At 63.3% G+C, this 22,723-nt stretch carries 16 protein-coding genes and 1 tRNA gene; 10 read left to right on the forward strand and 7 right to left on the reverse strand.

Features of this window, described 5'->3' with window-relative positions:
• Position 1 precedes the first annotated feature (1 nt).
• Complete coding sequence (gene aceA / locus NXT3_RS03555) at positions 2–1,291, reverse strand: isocitrate lyase (protein ID WP_097527256.1); 1,290 nt, start codon at positions 1,289–1,291, stop codon at positions 2–4.
• A 229-nt stretch (positions 1,292–1,520) separates the two neighbouring features.
• Between aceA and NXT3_RS03560 the strand changes: the two genes are divergently transcribed.
• The 5 genes from NXT3_RS03560 (at position 1,521) to NXT3_RS03580 (ending at position 7,333) form a co-directional block, all read left to right on the forward strand.
• A complete protein-coding gene (locus tag NXT3_RS03560; protein WP_097527255.1) occupies positions 1,521–2,930 on the forward strand; it encodes a helix-turn-helix domain-containing protein in 1,410 nt (469 codons plus the stop codon).
• Between the two features lie 303 nt (positions 2,931–3,233).
• The gene (locus NXT3_RS03565; protein WP_097527254.1) at positions 3,234–4,328 is read left to right on the forward strand and encodes a polyamine ABC transporter substrate-binding protein; all 1,095 of its coding nucleotides are present in this window, start codon (positions 3,234–3,236) and stop codon (positions 4,326–4,328) included.
• Between the two features lie 121 nt (positions 4,329–4,449).
• Positions 4,450–5,592 (forward strand): ABC transporter ATP-binding protein, encoded by a 1,143-nt coding sequence (locus NXT3_RS03570; RefSeq protein WP_037424111.1) that lies wholly within the window; start codon positions 4,450–4,452, stop codon positions 5,590–5,592.
• Positions 5,593–5,596: 4 nt separating this feature from the next.
• Entirely contained in the window at positions 5,597–6,508 is a 912-nt protein-coding gene (locus NXT3_RS03575) for an ABC transporter permease subunit (protein WP_097527253.1), read from the forward strand.
• Positions 6,509–6,511: 3 nt separating this feature from the next.
• A complete protein-coding gene (locus NXT3_RS03580; RefSeq protein WP_037424027.1) occupies positions 6,512–7,333 on the forward strand; it encodes an ABC transporter permease in 822 nt (273 codons plus the stop codon).
• A gap of 3 nt (positions 7,334–7,336) precedes the next feature.
• Here the strand turns inward: NXT3_RS03580 and NXT3_RS03585 are convergent, their stop codons facing one another.
• The gene (locus tag NXT3_RS03585; RefSeq protein ID WP_179864827.1) at positions 7,337–9,157 is read right to left on the reverse strand and encodes an AsmA family protein; all 1,821 of its coding nucleotides are present in this window, start codon (positions 9,155–9,157) and stop codon (positions 7,337–7,339) included.
• Between the two features lie 167 nt (positions 9,158–9,324).
• On the opposite strand from NXT3_RS03585, the gene NXT3_RS03590 reads away from it, so the two are divergent.
• Positions 9,325–11,277 (forward strand): acetoacetate--CoA ligase, encoded by a 1,953-nt coding sequence (locus NXT3_RS03590; RefSeq protein WP_104838793.1) that lies wholly within the window; start codon positions 9,325–9,327, stop codon positions 11,275–11,277.
• 266 nt (positions 11,278–11,543) lie between these two features.
• Here the strand turns inward: NXT3_RS03590 and NXT3_RS03595 are convergent, their stop codons facing one another.
• Both NXT3_RS03595 and NXT3_RS03600 read right to left on the reverse strand, forming a co-directional pair.
• Positions 11,544–13,226, reverse strand: coding sequence for an ABC transporter permease (locus NXT3_RS03595; RefSeq protein ID WP_104838794.1), 1,683 nt, complete (start codon positions 13,224–13,226; stop codon positions 11,544–11,546).
• Between the two features lie 81 nt (positions 13,227–13,307).
• Positions 13,308–16,700 carry a PAS domain S-box protein gene (locus NXT3_RS03600; RefSeq protein WP_104838795.1) on the reverse strand — a complete coding sequence of 1,131 codons (3,393 nt, stop codon included), beginning with the start codon at positions 16,698–16,700 and terminating at the stop codon, positions 13,308–13,310.
• A 232-nt stretch (positions 16,701–16,932) separates the two neighbouring features.
• Here NXT3_RS03600 and NXT3_RS03605 point away from each other — a divergent pair, with 232 nt between their 5' ends.
• Together NXT3_RS03605 and NXT3_RS03610 are read left to right on the forward strand one after the other, a co-directional pair.
• Positions 16,933–17,379 (forward strand): phasin, encoded by a 447-nt coding sequence (locus NXT3_RS03605; RefSeq protein ID WP_037424041.1) that lies wholly within the window; start codon positions 16,933–16,935, stop codon positions 17,377–17,379.
• 264 nt (positions 17,380–17,643) lie between these two features.
• Positions 17,644–17,720, forward strand: a tRNA-His gene (locus NXT3_RS03610).
• Positions 17,721–17,789: 69 nt separating this feature from the next.
• Here the strand turns inward: NXT3_RS03610 and NXT3_RS03615 are convergent.
• The gene (locus tag NXT3_RS03615; RefSeq protein WP_104838796.1) at positions 17,790–18,668 is read right to left on the reverse strand and encodes a LysR substrate-binding domain-containing protein; all 879 of its coding nucleotides are present in this window, start codon (positions 18,666–18,668) and stop codon (positions 17,790–17,792) included.
• 149 nt (positions 18,669–18,817) lie between these two features.
• Here NXT3_RS03615 and NXT3_RS03620 point away from each other — a divergent pair, with 149 nt between their 5' ends.
• Both NXT3_RS03620 and NXT3_RS03625 read left to right on the forward strand, forming a co-directional pair.
• The gene (locus tag NXT3_RS03620) at positions 18,818–20,056 is read left to right on the forward strand and encodes an aromatic ring-hydroxylating oxygenase subunit alpha (protein WP_097527247.1); all 1,239 of its coding nucleotides are present in this window, start codon (positions 18,818–18,820) and stop codon (positions 20,054–20,056) included.
• A gap of 4 nt (positions 20,057–20,060) precedes the next feature.
• Positions 20,061–21,122: an FAD-binding oxidoreductase gene (locus NXT3_RS03625; RefSeq protein WP_104838797.1), complete on the forward strand. Its 1,062-nt coding sequence runs from the start codon at positions 20,061–20,063 to the stop codon at positions 21,120–21,122.
• A gap of 45 nt (positions 21,123–21,167) precedes the next feature.
• Here NXT3_RS03625 and NXT3_RS03630 read toward each other — a convergent pair whose 3' ends face one another.
• Positions 21,168–21,548 carry a GntR family transcriptional regulator gene (locus NXT3_RS03630; protein WP_272938876.1) on the reverse strand — a complete coding sequence of 127 codons (381 nt, stop codon included), beginning with the start codon at positions 21,546–21,548 and terminating at the stop codon, positions 21,168–21,170.
• Entirely contained in the window at positions 21,545–22,546 is a 1,002-nt protein-coding gene (locus NXT3_RS03635; protein WP_104838798.1) for an Ldh family oxidoreductase, read from the reverse strand. Before NXT3_RS03635 ends, NXT3_RS03630 begins: the two co-directional genes overlap by 4 nt.
• Positions 22,547–22,723: the final 177 nt, after the last annotated feature.

Consider the following 22,723-nt stretch of genomic DNA (forward strand, 5'->3'; position numbering starts at 1 on the left):
CTCATTCCGCCGCCGGGCGGAACTGGTCGTGCTCGGTCGATTCCTTCATCGCCGTCGTCGACGACTGGCCGCCGGTGATCGCCAGCGACACGGCGTCGAAATAGCCGGTGCCGACTTCGCGCTGGTGCTTGGTCGCCGTGTAGCCGTTCACCTCGGCCGCGAACTCCGCTTCCTGCAGCTCCGAATAGGCGGCCATCTGCCGGTCCTTGTAGCCGCGCGCCAGTTCGAACATGCCGTAGTTCAGCTGATGGAAGCCGGCGAGCGTGATAAACTGGAACTTGTAGCCCATGGCGCCGAGCTCGCGCTGGAACTTGGCGATCGTCGCGTCGTCGAGGTTCTTCTTCCAGTTGAACGACGGCGAGCAATTATAGGCGAGCAGCTTGCCCGGATGCGCCTTGTGCACGCCTTCGGCGAATTTGCGCGCTTGTTCGAGATCCGGCTTCGAGGTCTCGCACCAGATGAGGTCGCAATGCGGCGCATAGGCGATGGCGCGGGCAATGCAGGGCTCTATCCCGTTCTTCACCTGGTAGAAGCCTTCCACGGTACGGCCGGCATCGTAGTCGACGAAGGGCCCGTCGCGCTCGTCGATGTCCGAGGTGAGCAGCTTGGCCGCTTCCGCGTCGGTGCGGGCGATGACCAGCGTCGGCGTGCCCATGACGTCGGCGGCTAGCCGGGCGGCGTTCAGGTTGCGGATATGCGCCGCGGTCGGTATCAGCACCTTGCCGCCAAGATGGCCGCACTTCTTTTCCGAGGCGAGCTGGTCCTCGTAGTGGACGCCCGCGGCACCCGCTTCGATGAAGGCCTTCATAATCTCGAAGGCGTTGAGCGGCCCGCCGAAACCGGCTTCCGCGTCGGCGACGATCGGCGCGAACCAGGTGTCGACCGAAAGGCCTTTTCCTTCCGCGGTTTCGATTTGGTCGGCCCGCTGCAGGGTGCGGTTGATGCGCTTGGCGAGCTCCGGCGCAGCGTTGGCCGGATAAAGCGACTGGTCCGGATACATTGCCGAGGCGGTGTTGGCGTCGGCCGCAACCTGCCAGCCCGATAGATAGATCGCCTTCAGGCCCGCGCGGACCATCTGCATGGCCTGGTTGCCGGAGAGCGCGCCCAGCGCATTGACGAAGTCCTCCTCGTGAATGAGCTTCCAGAGGCGGTTCGCGCCCATCTCCGCGAGCGAATAACGGATCTCGACCGAGCCCCGGAGCCGCTGCACGTCCGCGGCGGAGTAGGGCCGCTCGATGCCGTCGAAGCGGCGCTGCGGCGCGCTCGGAACGAGTTTGTAAAAATCAGTCATGCTTTTCTCCTCGTCAACATCATGAGCTCTACAACTATCGTCTTAGCTCGCTGAATACTTGTGAACTGATACGACAATTTTTACATTGCGCTGCAGAAACAAGCCACATCTATCGCCGTTCTGTCGTCGCAAAAGGGGTTACCTTGTCTTGTGTTTGACAGGGTGAAGCGGTAAAGCTGTAAAACTTGTCAAAGAAGCGTCTGTGGAGCTTCTGTAAAGGGAGTGACAAATGGCCGAGAACAAGATCTTCGCCGGGCCGCGCGTCAGACGAATCCGCAACGGCCTTCAACTGACCCAGACGGCAATGGCGGAGGCGCTCGGCATCTCGCCGTCCTACCTGAATCTCATCGAGCGCAACCAGCGGCCATTGACCGTGCAGCTGCTGCTCAAGCTGGCCTCGGTCTATAAGGTGGATCTCGACGAATTGCAGGGCGAAGCCGGCGGCAGCCTCACGCAATTGCGCGAGGTATTTGCCGATCCACTGCTCGCCGGCGAACTGCCGGGAGATCAGGAGCTGATCGAGGTCACCGAAGCCGCTCCCAACGTGTCGGGCGGCGTCGTCAAGCTCTATCGGGCCTATCGCGAACAGGCGTTGCGCCTGAAGGACCTGGCGGAGCTCCTCGCCGGCCAGGGGCATATGGCGACGCTTGCCGACACGCGGCTGCCGATCGACGAGGTCCGCGAGACCCTTGAGGCGCGGCCGAACCATTTTGTCCGGATCGAAGAGGCCATGGAGGCCTTCCATGCGAGCCTGTCGCCGGGCGAAGACCTTGCGGGGGTGCTGAGGGCCTGGCTGAAGAGAGAGCACGGTCTCGTCGTGCGGACCTTGCCGGTGCACGTCATGCCAAACCTGCGCCGCCGATTCGATCGCCACTCGATGCGCCTCTTCATTTCCGAGCGGCTGTCGCCCTTCGACCAAACGCTCGAAACCGCCATGGAGGTCGCATCGATCGCCTGTCACGACGCGATCGTGGCGGAGCTCGACCAGATTCAATTCTCGACGGCGGAGGCGCGCCGCATCGGCCGTTTCGAGCTTGCACGCTATGCCGCCCATGCGCTGATGATGCCCTACGCGGCCTTCCATGCCGCAGCCCAGCGGGCGAAATACGACATCGACCTCCTGAGGGCACGCTTCCAGGTGTCGTTCGAGCAGGCGGCCGGCCGCCTGACGACGTTGCAGCGGACCGGCGCCGTCGGCATTTCCTTCTTCCTGATGGAAATCGACAATGCCGGCCATCGGCTGCGCCGCGCAGGCGCACAGGGCTTTCCGCATGCCCGCTTCGGCGGTGCCTGCCCGAAGCTCAACATCCATGCCGCCTTCGCGGTGCCGGGGCAGATCCTCGTCGACCGGGTGGAGATGACGGATGGCGGCGAGTTCCTGACCATCGCCCGGACGGTCGAGGGACCCCAGGCGGCCTTTCAGGAGCGGGTCAGGCGCACCGCGCTCTTGATCGGCTGCGATGCCGGCTTCGCGCAGGAGACGGTCTATGGGGCCGTCCGTCTGCCGGCGATCGCCGTCGGCCCGGTCTGTCGCCTGTGCGAGCGCCAGGGCTGTCTGGCCCGCGCCGAGCCGCCCGTCACCCGGCCACTCGGTCTCGACGAGATGGCGACGGGCTTGAGCGTGTTCGATTTTCAATGAGGAGCTCGCGCTTTGCTGGCGCCTGCGACAGCAGGTCGTTCTGGTCTCGCGGAACGCGACGGCAGACCGCGGACGGAGCTGGCGTGGCCCGTGGCCGGGCACGTGCGGACCGGCGTATAAGCCTCGGATTTTGCTTGTGCTTGTGAAAAAGCAATCGACTTGGGAGATGGTCGATTTGGCTGGTGCGAAAGCGCTTGAGCTTACTGAGAAACATGCCTAACTTCGGCATCGCATCGATCAACACAGGACGCAACCGCGGCGGAAAGATGCGGCGTGTCTCGAGCCAATAAAAGGGGGAGTTGTATGCGCAAACTCTTTGTCGCCTCTTTGGCGGCCGCAATGCTAGGCGGAGCGGCCACGCTCGCTTTCGCCCAGGAGCGGGTCGTCAACGTCTATAACTGGTCGGACTATATCGACGACAGCATCCTTGAGGATTTCACCAAGGAGACCGGCATCAAGGTCGTCTATGACGTCTTCGACTCCAATGAAATTCTCGAAACCAAGCTGCTTGCCGGCGGCTCCGGCTATGATGTCGTCGTTCCGACTGCGAGCTTCCTGCAGCGCCAGATCGCCGCGGGCGTGTTCCAGAAGCTCGACAAATCGAAGTTGCCGAATCTTTCGAACATGTGGGACGTGATCATGGAGCGTACGGCAAAGTACGATCCGGGCAACGAATATGCCGTCGACTACATGTGGGGAACCACCGGCATCGGCTACAATGTCGAGAAGATGAAGGAAATTCTCGGCGCCGACGAGAAGCCGAACTGGGACGTCATCTTCAATCCCGAGATCGCGGCGAAGTTCAAGGATTGCGGCATTCACCTGCTCGATTCGCCGACCGATATCATGCCGTCGGCGCTGACCTATCTCGGCCTCGATCCGGACAGCCACGAGGCCGCCGATCTCGAAAAGGCCGCCGATCTGCTCCTGAAGGTCCGGCCCTATATCCGCAAGTTCCACTCGTCGGAATATATCAATGCGCTGGCAAATGGCGACATCTGCCTGGCGGTCGGATTTTCCGGCGATATCTTCCAGGCGCGCGACCGGGCGGCCGAGGCGAAGGCCGGCGTGACGGTCGATTATTCGATCCCGGCGCAAGGGGCGCAGATGTGGTTCGACATGCTGGCAATCCCCGCCGATGCGCCGCATGTCGCCGAAGCGCACGAGTTCATCAACTACATGATGAAGCCGGAAGTCATCGCCAAGGCGTCGAACTACGTCTTCTACGCCAACGGCAACAAGGCCTCGCAACAGTTCCTCGACAAGGAAGTGCTCGAGGACACGGCCATCTATCCCTCGGACGCCGTGATGCAGAAGCTCTTCACCACGACTCCGTTCGAGGCCAAGGAGCAGCGGGTACTGACAAGGCTCTGGACGAAGATCGTAACCGGTCAGTAGGAGCGGAAAAGAATTGCCCGGACCTCAATCCGGGCAATTTCTTCAGGGGGATTTCGGGAGCGGTTCAGCCGGCAACGGGGCGGCGCCGCCTCCATCGATTGCGGCACTTCGGGGTTATATGATGAAGTCTCTCGGTAGTATCCGGCGTTCCTTCGCACCATGGGCGGACCCCGCCTCCAAGCCATTCATTTCCGTCAAGAACGTTACCAAGAAGTTCGGCGAGTTCACCGCCGTCGACGACCTGTCGCTGAACATCTACACGCGCGAATTCTTTGCACTGCTCGGCGCATCCGGTTGCGGCAAGTCGACCCTGTTGCGCATGCTCGCCGGCTTCGAGCAGCCGACGTCCGGCGAGATCGTTCTCGACGGTCAGAACCTCGCCGGCATTCCGCCCTATCGGCGGCCGGTCAACATGATGTTCCAGTCCTACGCGCTGTTCCCGCACATGACGGTCGAGAACAACATCGCCTTCGGTTTGAAGCAGGACGGCATGCCGAAGGCCGATATCGCCGAGCGGGTGGGGCAGATGCTGAAGCTCGTCAAGCTCGAGAAATTCGCCCAGCGCAAGCCGCATCAGCTGTCCGGCGGCCAGCGGCAGCGCGTAGCGCTTGCCCGTTCGCTGGCCAAGCGGCCCAAGGTGCTGCTGCTCGACGAGCCCCTCGGCGCGCTCGACAAGAAGCTGCGCGAGGAAACCCAGTTCGAACTGATGGATCTGCAGCAGGAACTCGGCCTGACCTTCGTCATCGTCACCCATGACCAGGAAGAAGCGATGACCATGGCCGACCGCATCGCCGTCATGAGCCACGGCAAGGTCGTCCAGGTGGCGACGCCGGCCGAGATTTACGAGGCGCCGAATTCGCGCTTCGTCGCCGACTTCATCGGCGACGTGAACCTGTTCGACGGCACGGTGACCGCGGCTGAAGGCGGTTCCGTTCGGATCGAAACGACCGGCGGCATTCCGCTTCGCATCGCCTCGGCCGAAAAACCGGCAAATGGAGCAAAGGCCGCCTTCGCCGTTCGTCCGGAAAAGATCAGGATCAGCCGCCAGCCGCCCGCCCATGCTCCGGTCAATGCGGCCGAGGGCGAGATCTGGGACATCGGCTATCTCGGCGACATGACCGTGTTCCACGTCCGCCTTAGGGACGGCAAGGTCGTCAAGGCGTCGTCGCTGAACGCGGTGCGCGCGGTCGAGGACCCGCTCGGTTACGACCAGCAGGTCTGGATCTCGTTCGGCGAGGATGCCGGCGTCGTCCTGAAGGATTGAAGCCATGGCGAAACTTGCCTCAGCCCTCATGAGCCGCCTGGTGATCATCGTCCCCTATGCCTGGCTGCTGTTCTTCTTCCTCATTCCCTTCTTCATCGTCTTCCGCATCTCGCTGTCGCAGACCACGGTCGCCATGCCGCCCTATACGCCGGTCTTCGATCTGGCCGGCGGGCTGGCGGGCATGCTGGAGAAGGCCCGCGAATTCTCCGTCGACAACTATGTCTGGCTGACCGAGGACGCGCTCTATTTCAATGCCTATGTGTCGAGCGTCGTCATCGCCGCCATCTCGACCTTCCTGACGCTGCTGATCGGCTATCCGATCGCTTACGGCATGGCCCGGGCGCCGCGCGCGATCCGACCGATGCTGTTGATGCTGGTGATCCTGCCCTTCTGGACGAGCTTCCTGATCCGCGTCTATGCCTGGATTGCCATCCTGAAGCCCGAAGGGCTGCTGAACCAGTTCCTGATGGCGATCGGCGTCATCGACCAGCCGCTCATCATCCTCAACACCAATGCCGCGATCTATATCGGCATCGTCTATTCCTATCTTCCCTTCATGGTGCTGCCGATCTATTCGGCGCTGGAGAAGATGGATCACTCGCTAATCGAGGCGGCGCAGGACCTCGGCTGCACCCCGATCAGCGCCTTCTGGCGCGTCACCTTCCTGTTGTCGCTGCCGGGCGTGGTCGCCGGCTGCCTGCTCGTCTTCATTCCGGCCGTCGGCGAGTTCGTCATCCCCGACCTGCTCGGCGGGTCGGAAACGCTGATGATCGGCAAGACGCTCTGGAACGAGTTCAATGCCAATCGCGATTGGCCGGTCTCCTCGGCGGTGGCGATCATCCTGCTGATGATCCTCGTGATCCCGATCGTCTATTTCCAGAACGTCCAGGCCAAGGTCGATAGCGAGGGCAGATAGGACATGGAAAAGTGGTCCCGCTTCAATATCGCCTCCGTCGTGCTCGGCTTCGGCTTTCTCTACCTGCCGATCGTGCTTCTGGTGATCTTCTCCTTCAACGAGTCAAAACTGGTGACGGTGTGGGCCGGTTTTTCGACCAAATGGTACAGCCAGCTCTGGCACAATCAGGGGCTCCTCGATGCCGCCTGGGTGACCATTCGCGTCGGGCTGCTGTCGGCGACGTGTGCGACGGTTCTGGGCACGTTGGCGGCGCTGGCGCTGGTGCGCTATTCGCGCTTCCGCGGACGCGTGCTTTTCTCCGGCATGGTCTATGCGCCGCTGGTCATGCCCGAGGTGATCACCGGCCTGTCGCTGCTGCTGCTATTCGTGGCGATCGGGCTTGATCGCGGCTTCTGGACGATCACGCTCGCCCACATCACCTTCACCATGTGCTTCGTCGCGGTCGTGGTGCAGTCACGCCTATTGAGCTTCGACCAATCGATCGAGGAGGCGGCGCTTGACCTCGGCGCGAGCCCGGTCAGGACCTTCTTCGCGATCACCCTGCCGGTGATCGCGCCGGCCGTATTTTCGGGCTGGGTCCTGGCCTTCACCCTGTCGCTCGACGATCTCGTCATCTCAAGCTTCACCACCGGACCGGGCGCCACGACGCTGCCAATGAAGATCTACAGCCAGGTGAGACTCGGCGTGACGCCGGAGATCAATGCGATCTGCACCATCCTGATCGGTATCGTCGCCTTTGGCGTGGTCGTCGCATCGATCGTCACCAAGCGGCGGGAGGTTCAGCGCGAAAAGGATGAGCGCGCTGCTATTGCGGCCATCGGCTGAGCCTCATTTTGGAGCGACGAGAACGGAAAGCGGCGAGATCACCGCATTCGGCCAGGAGCCGCCGACGAAGAAGCGAACCGGTTGGTTGCCGCTGGGCGCCTCGGCTTGAAGCGTTCCGGCAAGCGCCAAGCTGCCGTTGCGATAGGGGACAACGCCGGCGAGGGACAGGTTGCCCGACGTTCCGGTGAAATCGGCCCGGTCGAGCCTCGCCGTGCCGTCGGCAAAGCTGGCCTTTACGTTCGCCACCTGGAAGTCGAAGCTCGCCTCATTCGCTTGAGAGAGCGAAAAGAACTCGCCCTTGCGGACGAGATCGGCGAAGGCGTGGGCATCGAAGCCGGCGATGCTGCCATTCGCCAGCGACAGCGTGAGATTGCCCCATATGTCGCCAAGTCCCGTGGCCCAGACGGGATGATCGGTACCGATGTCGATGCTGAGAATGCCCCGGCCGGCCGGCGCAGGACCGTTGAGGCCGAAGCTGCCGAGCACTGCGTCGAAGTCGGCGTCCTTGAGGCGCGCCTGCAATCGGCCGCCATGGTCCAGCCCTTCATCAGAGAGCACGACGCGGCCGCTCAGGCTGCCGTTGGCGTAGTTGCTGTCGCCGATGTCGAGCGAGGCGCGCTTGCCATCGATCAACACTCCGGCGGCGACGTCGGTCAGGTGCAGGGGACCGGCGAGGACCTCCTGCGAGGAAAGGCGAACGTCCGTTTGCCAGGCAGCGACAAAGCTTTCCACCAGACGCCAAAGGCGGTCGTCCCGACCAAGCGGTGAAAGCGCGGCGACGGGAACGCCGTTGAGGTCGATGCGATCGAAGGCGAGCGTCCCTTCTATGCTCGGCGCCTTGCCGTCCGTAAGGGAGATATCGAGTACGCCCGTCGCGCTGGCGCCGCCCATGGTGAATGCCAGTTCGTCGAGCTTCAGCGTCTTCTCGCCGGTGGTCACTCTGGTGTCGATGCTGAGCCCTCCCGGCGGGAGCGTCGCTGTCGAGCCGCCGTGATACCACTCAGTGAGCGTTTGAAGGGAAGCTGCGGACATCTGCAGATGGCCGGACGCGAAGGGAACGGACGAAAGCTTGCCGACGCCCTCGAAGGAGAATGTCAGCGGCGCCGATGTGATCGAGGTCTTCAGCGGCGCGTTTTGTTTCGCCAAGAGCGAGAGCGGATCGTCGCAGACGAACGCCCAGGCGACCTCTTCGCCGCTCAGCCGTGCCGACAGTTGCGTGCTCAATCGTCCCGCAAAGGAGGGCCACTTGATCGTGCCGGAGATTCCCGGAATGTCGATGTCGCTGCCGTCAGCCATTCGGTCGAGCACGATCAGCCGGCCATTCTCGATCGCGATGTCGCCGAATGGGCTTTCCTGAGCCAATGCGGCGGCTTCGGACGGGGCGAGCCAATGCGGCTTTTGCCAGTTGATCGTGCCGTCGGCCCGGCGCTCGATCGTGACGACGGGATCGACAAGGCTTATGTCCTCCAGCGTCGGATCGCCGAGAAGCGTCGAAAGCGGACTGAACGATGCGGTGATGCGGCCAATTTCGGCAAGCGGACGGGGTTCGGGCCCTCTGGTTTCGATCGTCGCCGACGGCAAGGTCAATAGCGGTTCGGGCCAGAGCCGGACGGTCGGTTCACCGTTGATCCTGCTCTTGCCGCCAGACCAGCTGTCGAGCGTCCGCTCCATCGCTGCGCGCACGCCGGTGGTCGAGACGAGCAGGGGCAGGGCGGCGTTGTAACCGAGGGCGAGAATGACCCCGCCTGCGGCAGACCAGACGAAATGGCGACGCTGCAGGCGCAGCCTCAAGACGCGCGATATTTTCCGGATGGGTCTGGACATTTCGGTCGGTCGGCATCGCCCTTGGTGAAACCGTCTGGATAGGCCTTGAAGAGGGCAAATGCAACTGACATGGAAATGTCGTCTTCAAGGAGGTGGCGCTGCCGTGCACGCTGTTTATTTTGCGTTGCAGCATGGTATAGAACAGGGCAGAGGGAGTGGAGGAACGCATGCAAACAGATCGACCTTTGTGGGTTCCGGATGCCGAGACGCTCGCGCGGAGCCCGATGGCGCAATTCATCACCTGGTGCGAAGCGCGCTTCGGCCGCAGGTTCTCCGACTACGATGCCTTTCACGGCTGGTCCGTGGCGGAGCGCGGCGATTTCTGGACTGCCGTTTGGGAGCATTGCGGCGTCGTCGGTGAGCGCGGCGGTCGAGCGCTGATCAACGGCGAGCGGATGCTCGAAGCCCGCTTCTTCCCCGACGCGAAACTCAACTTTGCCGAAAATCTGTTGCGTGGCAGCGGTGGCGATGACGCCTTGATCTTCCGTGGCGAAGACAAGGTCCGCTATCGGCTTTCATGGGACGAGTTGCGCAGTCTCGTCTCACGCCTGCAGCAGGCGCTGAAGGCGCAGGGGATCGGCGTCGGCGACCGTGTCGCGGCGATGATGCCGAACTTGCCGGAGACGATCGCGCTGATGCTCGCCACCGCCTCGCTCGGCGCCATCTGGTCCTCCTGTTCTCCGGATTTCGGCAAACAGGGCGTTCTCGACCGCTTCGGCCAGATCGGTCCAAAGCTCTTCGTCGCCTGCGATGGCTACTGGTACAACGGCAAGCGCCAAGACGTCGACGCGAAGGTGCGCGCCGTGGCGGAGACGCTTCGTGTGCCGACCCTCGTCGTCCCCTATGCCGGCGACAGCGCCGCACTTGCAGCGGCAATTGACGGCGGCGTGACGCTTGCCGATTTCATCGCCGCTTTCGAAGCCGAGCCGCTTGCCTTCGAGCGCCTGCCCTTCAGCCATCCGCTCTACATCCTGTTCTCCTCCGGCACGACGGGCGTGCCGAAATGCATCGTGCATTCCGCCGGCGGAACGCTTCTCCAGCACCTCAAGGAGCACCGCTTCCACTGCGGCCTGAAAGAGGGCGAGAGGCTCTTCTACTTCACCACCTGCGGCTGGATGATGTGGAACTGGCTGGCCTCCGGCCTGGCAGTCGGCGCAACCTTGTGCCTCTATGACGGCTCGCCCTTCTATCCAGATGGCAACGTCCTCTTCGACTTCGCGGCCGAGGAGCGCTTCGCCGTGTTCGGGACTTCGGCAAAATACATTGATGCGGTACGCAAAGGCGGGCTGACGCCGGCGACGACGCACCATCTCTCGGCGCTCAGGCTGATGACCTCGACCGGCTCGCCGCTTTCGCCGGAGGGCTTCTCTTTCGTCTATGAGGGGATCAAATCCGACGTCCAGCTCGCCTCGATTTCCGGCGGCACCGACATCGTCTCCTGCTTCGTGCTCGGCAACCCGCTGAAGCCGGTCTGGCGCGGCGAAATCCAGGGCCCGGGATTAGGCCTTGCCGTCGATGTTTGGAACGACGAGGGCAAGCCGGTGCGCGGCGAGAAGGGCGAACTGGTGTGCACCAGGGCGTTTCCGTCGATGCCGGTGATGTTCTGGAACGATCCCGAAGGTGCCAAGTATCGCGCCGCCTATTTCGAGCGCTTTGACAATGTCTGGTGCCATGGCGACTTTGCCGAATGGACGCCACATGGCGGCATCGTCATCCACGGCCGCTCCGACGCGACGCTCAATCCGGGCGGCGTGCGCATCGGTACGGCGGAAATCTACAATCAGGTCGAGCAGATGCCGGAGGTCGCGGAAGCGCTCTGCATCGGCCAGGACTGGCAGGACGACGTTCGGGTGATCCTGTTCGTGCGCCTCGCGCCGGAGGTTGCGTTGACCGAGGAGCTGACGCAGGCGATCAAGGCGCGAATCCGCGTCGGCGCCTCGCCCCGGCACGTGCCGGCGAAGATCATCCCCGTCGCCGACATTCCCCGCACCAAATCCGGCAAGATCGTCGAGCTCGCCGTGCGCGACGTGGTGCATGGCCGGCCGGTCAAGAACAGGGAGGCGCTCGCCAATCCCGAGGCGCTCGATCTCTTTGCCGGACTGGAGGCGCTGAAGACCTGAGGGGGCGGCGCCGGTTAGCCTGGACGCGCCCGCTGAATTAACCAAGCAATCCGACTTGCGGTTCGTTTCCTAAAATTGTCGGGTCTGGCGGTAAGGTCTTGTTAAGGTTTGCCGGGGCATGGTCGAGCCAACTGGAGGCCGGTCCATCAAGGCGCCGGTGCCGCAGCAGCGATGCTGTCACAGACATGACGTCCCGAGTTCTCGAGCATTTGTTGGTTAGCATGACTTCAAAGGCGGCCGCGAGCCGCCTCTTTTTTGCGCCTGTCCTATGAGCGGCGTTCGAGCGACCGCGACACCAGAATGACCGGGATCATGCCGCAGATGACGATGATCATCGCGGCGACCGAAGCATCCTCTACCTTGGCGCGCGACGCGTCCTCGTAGACGAGGGTGGCGAGCGTGTTGAAATTGAACGGCCGCAGCATGATGGTCGCGGAAAGCTCCTTCATCGTTTCGATGAAGACGAGCAGCGCCGATGTCAGCACCGCCGGGCGCATCATCGGCAGAAGCACCGAGCGTAGGGTCTGGCCGCCCGTCCGGCCGAGCGCGCGGGCGGCCATGTCGAGATGCGGCGAGAGCTTGTGGAAGCCGGCTTCCAGCGTTCCCTCGGCCATGGTTAGAAACCGCACCGCGCAGGCATAGACGATCGCAAAGCCGGTGCCGCTGAGGACGAGACCGGTGGAAGTGCCGAAAAGGCTGCGCATCCATGCATCCAGGCCATTGTCGAAGGCGGCGAGCGGAAAGAGCACGCCGATGGCGAGCACCGTTCCCGGCACGCCGTAGCCGAACGAGGCGAGCCGCCCGGCGGCTTCGGTGAGCGGCGAGCGGCCGGTGCGGGCCGCATAGGCCATGACGAAACCCAGGAAAACCGCGACGAGTGCCGTCAGGCCGGAGACCAGGACGCTGTGCAGCAATGCGTCGAGGAGGCGCGGCGCCAAAAATTGGTCGAGTCGCTTCAATGCGTAGTTGCCGAGCACCAGGAAGGGGACGGCAAAACCGGAAAGAACAGGCAGGAGACAGACGAGCGTTGCAGTCCATTTCTTCCAGCCCGACAGCTCGAGGCGCACCGCGTCGTGGACGGCCGCCGTCGTCTTCTGGCTGGCGAAGCGCTGGCTGCGGCGGGCGGCACGTTCGACCATCATCAACGCGACGATGAAAACAAGCATGATGCAGGCGATCTGCGCGGCACCCGCAAGGCTGCCGCGGTTGAGCCAGGTGTCGAAGATAGAAAAGGTCAGGGTCTGAACGCCGAGAAATTCGACCGCGCCGATGTCGTTCATCGTTTCCATGGCGACGAGCGTCAGGCCGATCACGACCGCCGGCCTGGCCATCGGGATCTGGATTTTCAGGAAGACCTTCAGCGGCCCGGCGCCGAGCGTGCGGGCCACGTCGGCGGCCGCACGGCCCTGCATCAGAAACATCGAGCGGCAGGCAAGATAGATATAGGGATAGAGGACCGAGCTGATCACCAGCACCGCGCCGCCGAGCGAACGCACATCCGGAAACCAATAGTCCCGGCTCGTCTGAAAACCGAAGAGCGCCCGGATGAGGCCCTGGACCGGTCCGGTGAAGGTCAAGAGCTCGCCGAAGGCATAGGCCGCGAGATAGGCCGGGATAGCAAGCGGCAGCACCAGCATGGCGGAGAGGAGCCGGCGCAGCGGAAATTCGCAGGTCGCCACCAGCCATGCCGTCACGATGCCGACGGCGGCGGTCACCGCGCCGGTCAGCCCGACGAGCATCAGCGTTCTGACGGTGGCGCGGGGAATGACGTTCTCGATGAGATGCGGCCAGTCCGCGCCGCCGCCGGTCACCGCAAGCCATGCGATGGCGGCGATCGGCATGAGCACGATCGCCGATGCGAGGCCGGACCAGCTTGCGAGCAGCCGATGCGTCAGTCCGGTGCCCGACCTGGCATGGCGTCGCTTGAGGCTTTTGGCGGTGAAGTGCAAACGATCCGTTCCGGGGCAAGGTGCTGCTGGCGGCAGCCAAACTGGCTGTCGCGGGTCAACATTTCCTTACAGCATCGGCCCTCAGTTCGCCAAGACGCGTTGCGACGGGAAGGACACTTCGACCAGCGTGCCCTCGTTGGGCGCGGAGCTGATGGCGAACTGGGCGCGGTTTGCCTCGGCCATCGCCTTCGTCAGCGGCAGGCCGAGGCCGGTGCCTTCGCCGCGCTTGCGCCCGCCGGTCGTCACCTGCCGGAACGGCTTCATCGCTTGGTCGAGCTCGTTGCGCGTCATGCCGATGCCCGTGTCGCGGATCCGGAGGATGACGCTGCCATTCGTCTCATAGGACGTCGACACGACGATCTGCCCGCCGGACGGCGTGAAGCGGATGGCGTTCGCCAGGATGTTGAGCGCGATCTGCTTGATCGAGCGGTCGTCGGCCACGACCTCCGGCACCGAGCCGGACAGCGAGGTGCGGATGATCACCCGCTGGCTGTTGGCCTGCGGCTGCACCAGCGAGACCGCTTCGGAGACCGCCTCGTTGAGGTCGACGGCGCTGAAATCGAGCTCCATCTCCCCGGCTTCGATCTTCGAGATGTCGAGCAGGTCGTTGACAATGTCGAGCACATGCCGGCCCGACCGGCCGATGTCGCCGGCATATTCGATATAGCGTGGGTGGCCGACCGGTCCGAAATGCTCGCTCGCCATCATGTCGGAAAAGCCGATGATGGCGTTGAGCGGCGTGCGGATCTCGTGGCTGACCCGTGCGAGGAATTCGGTCTTGTGGGCGTTCGCGGTCTCGGCGGCACGCTTGGCGTTGCGCAGTTCCTCCTCGGTCCGCTTCCATTGGGTTATGTCGCGGATGACGGCGCAATAGCCGTTGGAGGAGGAGAGCCGCCCGATCGTCATGAACAGCGGAATGAAGCCGCCGCCCGCCTCCCGGCCGATCACTTCCCGGCCGTCGTTCAGCACGCTTGCGACACCATGGCCGGAAAGGCCGTGCAGATAGTCGATCACCGCCTTCTGGCTCTCATGCGCGAAGAGAGCGGCAAACGGCTTTCCGCGCATCTCCTCTTCGTCATAGTTGAAGAGCGCGCTTGCCGAGCGGTTCATCGTCCGAATATCGCCCTCCTGGCCGAGGACCACGACGCCGTCGGTGGCCGTCTCGAGGATCGAGCGGAGTTCGTCGATTTCCATCCTGAGCCGCGCCTCGGCCCCAGGCGGGGCCTCTGCCACGGGTCTGGCCGTCTCGACGGCCCGGGTGACGGCGGGGCTTAGCGCCAGCATCAGCGCGCTTCTCCCCTCCCACTGGATCGAGTGGAGATGGGCGCTGACCGGAGCGAGCTGACCATTGGCGCGCACCAGGGTCATCGTCCCGTCCGGCTCGCGCTCTCCGGATTCGCTGCCATAGGCGAAGAGGGCTTCCAGGCCTCCCTCCTGCTCGAAGGCGCCGAGCGTCGGGTAGCCGGTCAGCCGCAGAAATTCTGGATTGGCGTGGAGCAGCGCGTCGCCGTGATGAATGAGGAGCGCGACCGGCAGGCGGTCAAGGATTTCGCTGCTCATGCCGACGCCGCCGCGCGGGGCAGGGGGTGCCTCGCCGCCGGTCGTCGGAGCCGTCTCCTCCAGCCGGGCGGCGGTCGCGTCATCCGCCGACGTGCTTTCGGTGGTGGTGTCTTCTGCCGAAGTCAGGTTGCTCGCCGAGCGCGCATCATCGCTGCGCACCGCACTCGGCGGCGGCGTCGGCTCAACGAAATGCGCGCCGAGCTGCCGCGCGATTTCACGGAAGGCCGCCTGCTCGCCGCGTGTCAGCGCCCCGGAGCCCGCCGGCCGATGCTCATCGAGATCGATGACCTTGTCGGAGGGTGCGCGCACCGGAGCATCGACGATGCGAAGGGCGGGCCGTTCGCCGGCAAACGGGTCTTCCGCCGCCGGCGTGTCTCCCGCCGCGCCCTCCTCAGGTTCGCCCGGCGGGGCATCGGCCGAATCGGACGCCTGCAACTCCGCTTCCGTCGGATCTCCAGCGGCGTCGGAAACGCCCTCGGCCGGAGCTTCGCCCGTCATTTCCTCTTGGCGGGGCGCAAGGGCGAGCGCCAGGCCGCTCGCCCTTTCGTCCTCGACCGCGTCAGCGAGCCGCACGATGCCGAAGCCGCGGAAACCGTCGAACTCGCGCGAACGGGAATAGGTCGGCAGGGCGGCGAGGTCGACCGGCACCTTGAGGCTCGTCCCCTCGACCGGCCACAGGATGGTCTTGCCGGACCAGGTGTCGCGGCGATGCAGAAGCGCGTTGATCTTGTGGTCGGGATCGAGATCGTAGCGGTCCGCAAGCTCGGCGAAGGTCAGGCCCACCACTCCGGCCGATCTCGGGCCGACGGCGGCTGCGAATTCCTCAGAGATCTCGCTAAAGCGCCCCTCCGCATCGATTTTCCAGACGAAGCGGACGGCGCGGCTGCCCGGCGTGAAGGTGAAGTCCGACTCCGCAGTCGTGCCGCTGGCGGCGTGCGACGTCGCCACTTGCGGCCCGGACTCGGGAGTCCCTGCGCTCGCTATCGGCTCTGAAGTCTCGTCGCCGGACTGAAGCGCCGGTTCGCTCTGTTCTTCCTCGACCGGCGTCGTATCGGCCGGCTGCTCTTCGGTTGCGCCGAGCTCGGTTATCGATACGGTCTCCGAAGCATCTTCCTGCACCGGAGATTCGGCAGGCTCGTCCGGCGCGGCCGGCGAAGCGGCGTCTTGGCCGGTCTCGACCTCTGCCGCAGCCACGGCGATTGCGTCTGGCCCGTCCGTGGCGGTGGTTTCTCCGCTATCCGGCGCCTCCAGCGTGGCCTCGACGGCGAAGAGAAGATGGAGGGCCGGGTGATCGGAAATCCTGCCGATTGCAGCAGGCAATTGCCCCTTCTCGGTCGCGACGAGGCGCTTGATCAGCCGGTCTTTCTCACGCGCCACCGCCGAGACGAGCGTCCGCCGGATGTCGTCCGACAGGCCCAGATGCTCGAATCCGGGCGATTGGGCGATGACGCTGCCGTCGTCGTCTAGCACGGCCATGTGCGTGTCGGGTCCGTCCAGCCCGGCGATCATCGCGGCGGCGCGGTCTTCCGGGGAAAGCGCCTTGCCGTTGTGCGGCGCGGTGAAGAGAACGGCGTCCTCGCCGGGCCGGATGCGGATCATCTCGACGGTCGCGTTGAGCGGCAGCCGGCGGAAGCCGGCCGCGATCCGGATCAACAACTGGCGCCGGTCGTCGACGGCGGCAAGCTGCGCCGCGGCGGCGCGCAACTGGCGCAGCGACAGGTCGTTCGGGTTGAGCGGACTATCGATGAAGTCGTAGACCGACGCGATGCCGAACAGCTTGGCGCCTTGGTCGTTTGCCCACAGGACGCGCGCCAGATCCTTCGAGAAGAGAACCGACGCATCGCCGCGGGCAAAATGCTCCCGCACCCGTGCATGCACGGCAATGTCGATGAATGGATACTGTCTCGCGGGCATGGGCAGGCCTATTGACGGGGCTCTTGCGTGTTAACACTCTATTAATACCTGCCGCATCTGCGAGGGTCCAGCGACGGTCCTGCTCTCCGCCCGCCTTTCGCCCCGCAAGGTTAATAGCGGCGGCTTTTGTGCAATGCACAATTTTGTTGCAATGCACAACGAGATCGATTATAAGAGCGGCATCACTCACCAAGGCGCCTCTTAAGAGGGCCACACGAAGGAGCGCATACCAATGGCTACCAAGAAGACCGAAGACGCATTTTCCCTTTCCTTTGACCCGACCAAGTTCGCCGACAGCTTCCGCGAGTTTGCCGAAAAGGGCGCCGCGCAGTCGAAGGACGCCTATGCCAAGATGAAGACCGCCGCCGAAGAGGCAACGAAGACCGTCGAAGCGACGCTCGAAAGCGCCCAGTCCGGCTCCGTCGAGCTCGGCCTAAAGGCGATCAACGCGCTGCGCACCAATGCCGAGAACTCGCTCTCGCACATGGAAGCGCTGCTTGGCGTGAAGTCGCTTTCCGAACTGGTCGAACTGCAGACCGCCTTCATCCGCAAGCAGGCCGAAGTCGCCGTCGAGCAGGCCAAGACGATGCAGGAAGCCACCCGCAAGGTCGCCGAGAACGTTGCCAAGCCCGGCAAGGAAGCCGCCGAAAAGGTCGTTTCCACCTTCAAGAAGGCCTGATCGGTCCCTACTGCATGTCTCCTTAAATCGACCTCGATTTAAGGACAAAGACATGCAGCAATTCAAAGTGCTACAGCGACCTTTTGCGCGTCTGGTGAGATGCGCGGCGCTGTACGCCCGTTCAAATTTTCTTAAAGGACCGGGTGCTTGCCATCCGGTCTTTTTGCTTGATAATCTGAAGTTAAGGCTTGCAAATCGGCTGAAGTGACCGTATGTGAGCCGCCAACGCGACGGCCCAAGCGATTTGGATCGCGCGCCCCGAGTGCGGTTGTAGCTCAGTTGGTTAGAGCGCAGGTTTGTGGCACCTGAGGTCGGTGGTTCGAGACCACCCAACCGTACCATTTCCCCTTCGAAATCAGCGACGCGAATTCCCAGCAAGCGGGCCGTTCATTCGGCACCTCGGCGGGACCTCAAGCGCTTGCAACAAGCCAGTCCGCGAAAAGCCGCGCCTTCGACGAAGCGCGCGGGTGGATCTTCAGGTAAAAGCCCACGGGTGAGGGGATGCTCTCCGGAACAAGTTTCACCAGCCGTCCTTCCTCGATCAGGCTTCCGACCAGCCCGTCCCAGCCCAGCACCGCCCCGACGTCGTCCTGCGCAGCCTGAAGCGCGATCATGTAGTTGTTGACATAGAAACTGCGGCCCTTGGGCTCCGGGTATCCAAGCGCGGCAAACCAGTCGTCCCAGCTTGTCCAGCCTGTTTCCTTGCTGCTCGAGTGAATCAACGGTGCCTTAACCAGATCCTCAAGCCTGGTAATGCCATGCTCGGCGGCGAAACGGGATGTTCCCATAGCCACGATGTGGTCCTGAAAGAGAGCGCGGTATTCAACTCCGTTCCCCTGCGGATTGCCGTAATGGATGCTCAGATCGCAGCGGCCGGTCATTCCCGGCACGTCGCTGACGAGTTGCGAGACGGTAACGGTGGGATGGATCTTCCAGAAGGCCGAGATCTTCGGTGTGAGCCACAGCGAACTGATAGCCGTGGTGGTCCCGACCGTGACGTCGACCGTTTCCGGGCGCTCGCGCATCTGGGTGACGGCTTCGGAAATCGTCTCGAACCCCCGCTGGATCGCGATGAACAGAAGCGCTCCTTTCTCCGTGAGTTCGACGCCGCGGTGGTGGCGGAGGAACAGGCTGCATCCGAGGTCCATCTCCAGCGCCTTGATCTGGTGGCTGACGGCAGCCGGCGTCACATTCATTTCCTGCGCGGCCTTCTTGAAACTCGCATTTCGCGCCGCCGCCTCGAAGCAGATAAGCGCGGTCATGGAGGAGAAGTCATAGGGGCTTGGCATCCGGACCTCTGATGAATCGTTCCTGTCGGTGTGCAGACGCTTGAGGTTAGCTCACCTAATTCAAGATGAAATTTTATGCCGTTGTCAAACGGGTTCATGGGCAAGAATAATTCAGCTCAGTTTGAAGCTACCGCACCTGGAATCAGCCCATGACAGCCAATTCGCCATCCGTCCATGAACTGCTTGCCCGCCGCGTCGCGGGCTTCAGCCTGGAGCAGCCCTTCTATACCTCGCGCGAGATCTATGAACTCGACCTCAAGCACATCTTCTACAAGGAGTGGCTTTATGCCGTTCCGGCCTGCCAACTCGCCAAGGCGGGCAGCTACGTCACATTGCGCGTCGGCGCCTATGAAGTGATCATCGTGCGTGGCCGTGACGGCGAGATCCGCGCCTTCCACAATTCCTGTCGTCATCGCGGGTCGCTGGTTTGCAAGGCGCGCGAAGGCCAGGTGGCGAAGCTCGTCTGTCCCTATCATCAGTGGACCTACGACCTTGACGGCAAACTGATCTGGGCAAACGACATGGGACCTGGGTTCGACGCGTCGCAATTCGGGCTGAAGCCGGTCAACCTGCGCAATCTCGAAGGCCTGATCTATATCTGCCTGTCCGACACGCCACCGGACTTCGAACCCTTCGCCAAACTGGCGCGCCCGTATCTGGAGGTCCACGAACTCAAGGATGCCAAGGTCGCCTTCACCTCGACCATCGTCGAGAAGGGCAACTGGAAGCTGGTTTGGGAGAACAACCGCGAGTGCTATCACTGCAGCAGCAACCATCCGGCGCTCTGCCGCTCTTTCCCGCTCGACCCGGAAGTTGCCGGCGTCCAGGCCGATGGCGGGGTGTCACCGAGGCTGCAGGTGCATTTCGACCGTTGCGCGGCCGCCGGCGCGCCGGCGCAATTCGTCCTTGCTGGTGACGGTCAATACCGTTTGGCACGCATGCCGCTCCAGGAAAAGGCATTGAGCTATACGATGGACGGCAAGGCCGCCGTCGCCAGAAACCTTGGCCGGGTTGCCCCGCCCGACGCCGGCACGCTCCTGATGTTCCATTATCCGTCGACATGGAATCACTTCCTGCCGGATCATTCGCTGACCTTCAGGGTCGTGCCGATCAGCCCGACGGAAACCGAGGTCACGACCACCTGGCTCGTGCACAAGGATGCCGTCGAAGGTGTCGACTACGACCTCAAGCGCCTGACGGAAGTCTGGATCGCCACCAATGACGAAGATCGCGAGATCGTCGAGACCAACCAGCAGGGGATCTTCTCTCCGGCCTATGTTCCCGGTCCCTATTCGCCGGGCCAGGAAAGCGGGGTGACGCAGTTCGTCGACTGGTATGCGGCCTGGCTCGAGCGCGCCGTTGCGCCGCTTCGGGTGGCGGCGGAGTGAGCGGATGAGCCAGTTCAAGACACTCAGCTTCTGGGGCGATGCCGAACCGCTCGAATGCGTCACCCGCACGCCGGAAGCGCCAGACGTGGTGACCTTCAGCTTTCAAAGTCCCTCCGGGGCGCTGTTCAACCATGATCCGGGGCAGTTCGTCACGCTGGAACTGCCCGCTCCCGGCGGGCCGCTCTACCGCACCTATACGATCTCTTCCTCACCATCGCGGCCGACGGCGCTGACGATCACCGTCAAGGCGCAGGATCGGTCCATCGGCACGCGTTGGATGCTCGACAAGCTGCACAAGGGCATGCGCATCAGGGCCATCGGCCCGGCGGGAAAATTCTCGATCGTGCATCACCCGGCCGAGAAATACCTCTTCATCTCCGCCGGTTCCGGCATCACGCCGATGGTGGCGATGACCACCTGGCTTTACGATTCCGGGCGCGAGCCGGATATCGTCTTCATCAACTGCGCGCGCCGTCCCTCCGAGATCATCCTGCGCGACAGGATGGAACTCATGGCCTCGCGCATCGTCGGCATCGACCTGAAATGGGTGGTCGAGGAACCCGATCCCTTCCGGCCCTGGACCGGCTATCGGGGAATGTTCAACCAGATCATGCTGGGCCTGATGGCCCAGGACTATCTCGACCGCGAGGTGTTCTGCTGCGGCCCCGAACCTTTCATGCGGGCCGTGCGCGAGGCGCTTGCCGGTCTCGGCTACGAGATGAGCCGCTACCATCAGGAGAGCTTCACGGCAGAGCCCGAGCACGCCGAAGATGTTCCCGAGGATGTGGTCCCCGATCAGCAGAACCAGGCCGAGATCGCCTTCTCCCTCTCCGGCATCAGCGCCCGGTGCAACGAGACGGACACGATCCTGGTGGCCGCAAAGGCGGCGGGACTGGTGATCCCCTCGGGCTGTTCGATGGGAATCTGCGGCACCTGCAAGGTGCGCAAGACGGAAGGCCGGGTCCACATGGTGCACAATGGCGGCATCACGGAGGAGGATATCGAGGAGGGCTATATCCTCGCCTGTTGCTCCAAACCCCTGGGCCACGTGACCGTGGAAGCGTAGCCAGGCGTCCGCCGGCGCCGAAAGAGAACAACAAGAAAGGGGCGGCTACCTGTCAGCGGTCTTCTTTGCAGGAAGATGCTTCAGGAGGGATTTGCAGGCGTTCATAATATGGGCATACAGCAGGTCCGCTGCTTTTTCCTCGTCCATGTCCCTGCAGGCATTGAGAATTTGCCGATGTTCCCGGTCAGCTGTCTGCTGGCCTTTCGACAGCGTCAGTTGAACTCTCAGGTATCGTTCCAGCCGATCGTTCACGGAGCGGATCGTGTTGACGAGGAACGGCCGCTGAGCGTCCTCGTAGAGACAGCTGTGGAACCGCCAATTTAGTTCCGACCATCGAGCGACGTCGGTCTCCTTAGCGAAGGCGTCGCAGTAGGCGAGGGCCTTTTCGAAGGTCTCTTCAGCCCGACCGCTAAACCGGGGGATCATGCGCCCGCGATTTTAACGATGTTTTCATACACACTTCGCGGCATTCGAAGGCCCTCTGACGGCGGCCGCGGATATTCGATGCCGCTGACCCCGGGCACGAATACGCCGTGGCCCTGGAGCCGGGCTGCTTGTTGGCGCACTCGTCCGACACGATCAGCGCCGGCGGGCCCCGGCATCATTGCGACCACCGTCAAGCCCGCCGCTGGAGACGTCGTGCCCGACATGAAATCGGCCGTGTCCAGCGACCACGGCCCGCCGGAGAGCCCCGCCGATAGCATTTCGACCATCAATGCCACGTTCGCTCCCTTGCGCCCGCCGAAGGGAAGGAGCGCACCGGCGAGTGCTTTCGTGGCATCCTGGGTGTCCGCACCATTTTCGTCGACGGCCCAGCCCTCGGGGATGGAGCGGCCTTCGGCAGCGGCTGCGACGATGTTGACATAGGCCGTGGCGCTCGACGCCTGATCGATAATCAACGGCAACGAACCTTCTCCGAGCGGAAAGCCGAATGCCATGGGATTCGTGCTGTAGACGGCGGGTCCGCCCGGCTTTGCGACCACCATTGCATTGGCGTTCGTCGCCGCGATCCCGACAATTCCCTCCGCCGCGAGCCTTCGCACGAAGTAGCCCAGTTCACCGGCGGTGTAGCTGTTCGTCTGGGTGAAGACAGCCACCCCGAATTGGCGCACCGTCCCAACCAAAACCTCGAAGGCGCGATCGAAGCCGAGCTGTGCGATACCCCGGTCGGCATCGGAAACGAAACACGCCGGAAACGGGCGTTGCAGGGTCGGTGCCGGATCGCAGTTGATACGCCCCTCGCGGAAGCTGTTCAGATAATCCACCAGGTGGGGAAATCCAAGCACGGGAGGGCCGTAGAGTGCGGCCGACAAGGTTGCGTCGACGAGCGAGCGGGCGGTGGCTTCCGTGGCGCCTGCCGCCAGGCAAGCGCGTTTCGCCAGTTCCTCTGCTTCCGCCAAGCCGAGTGAAACCTCATCTGACATTCTCAATCTCCAGTTCTGTTTTCGTCCTTCGTAGAAGGCATATGGGGCCGGACGCGGTGCCGCGCAGTCGCCGATCCGGCGCGTTGGAATTCCCGGTCAAACGGCCCCGGCATCAACCGGTCAGCCGGGGAATTCGTCGTCGAGCGCCGCGCGTGCGCCTTCTTCCGCATCGGATGT

It is taken from the genome of Sinorhizobium fredii, from assembly GCF_002944405.1.
Lineage (GTDB): Bacteria > Pseudomonadota > Alphaproteobacteria > Rhizobiales > Rhizobiaceae > Sinorhizobium > Sinorhizobium fredii_C.

Excerpts from the sequence above, each read along its gene's own strand:
- aceA (WP_097527256.1), bottom strand. The coding sequence starts at position 1,291 with ATGACTGATTTTTACAAACTCGTTCCGAGCGCGCCGCAGCGCCGCTTC.
- NXT3_RS03560 (WP_097527255.1), top strand. The coding sequence starts at position 1,521 with ATGGCCGAGAACAAGATCTTCGCCGGGCCGCGCGTCAGACGAATCCGC.
- NXT3_RS03565 (WP_097527254.1), top strand. The coding sequence starts at position 3,234 with ATGCGCAAACTCTTTGTCGCCTCTTTGGCGGCCGCAATGCTAGGCGGA.
- NXT3_RS03570 (WP_037424111.1), top strand. The coding sequence starts at position 4,450 with ATGAAGTCTCTCGGTAGTATCCGGCGTTCCTTCGCACCATGGGCGGAC.
- NXT3_RS03575 (WP_097527253.1), top strand. The coding sequence starts at position 5,597 with ATGGCGAAACTTGCCTCAGCCCTCATGAGCCGCCTGGTGATCATCGTC.
- NXT3_RS03580 (WP_037424027.1), top strand. The coding sequence starts at position 6,512 with ATGGAAAAGTGGTCCCGCTTCAATATCGCCTCCGTCGTGCTCGGCTTC.
- NXT3_RS03585 (WP_179864827.1), bottom strand. The coding sequence starts at position 9,157 with ATGTCCAGACCCATCCGGAAAATATCGCGCGTCTTGAGGCTGCGCCTG.
- NXT3_RS03590 (WP_104838793.1), top strand. The coding sequence starts at position 9,325 with ATGCAAACAGATCGACCTTTGTGGGTTCCGGATGCCGAGACGCTCGCG.
- NXT3_RS03600 (WP_104838795.1), bottom strand. The coding sequence starts at position 16,700 with ATGCCCGCGAGACAGTATCCATTCATCGACATTGCCGTGCATGCACGG.
- NXT3_RS03605 (WP_037424041.1), top strand. The coding sequence starts at position 16,933 with ATGGCTACCAAGAAGACCGAAGACGCATTTTCCCTTTCCTTTGACCCG.
- NXT3_RS03615 (WP_104838796.1), bottom strand. The coding sequence starts at position 18,668 with ATGCCAAGCCCCTATGACTTCTCCTCCATGACCGCGCTTATCTGCTTC.
- NXT3_RS03620 (WP_097527247.1), top strand. The coding sequence starts at position 18,818 with ATGACAGCCAATTCGCCATCCGTCCATGAACTGCTTGCCCGCCGCGTC.
- NXT3_RS03625 (WP_104838797.1), top strand. The coding sequence starts at position 20,061 with ATGAGCCAGTTCAAGACACTCAGCTTCTGGGGCGATGCCGAACCGCTC.
- NXT3_RS03630 (WP_272938876.1), bottom strand. The coding sequence starts at position 21,548 with ATGATCCCCCGGTTTAGCGGTCGGGCTGAAGAGACCTTCGAAAAGGCC.
- NXT3_RS03635 (WP_104838798.1), bottom strand. The coding sequence starts at position 22,546 with ATGTCAGATGAGGTTTCACTCGGCTTGGCGGAAGCAGAGGAACTGGCG.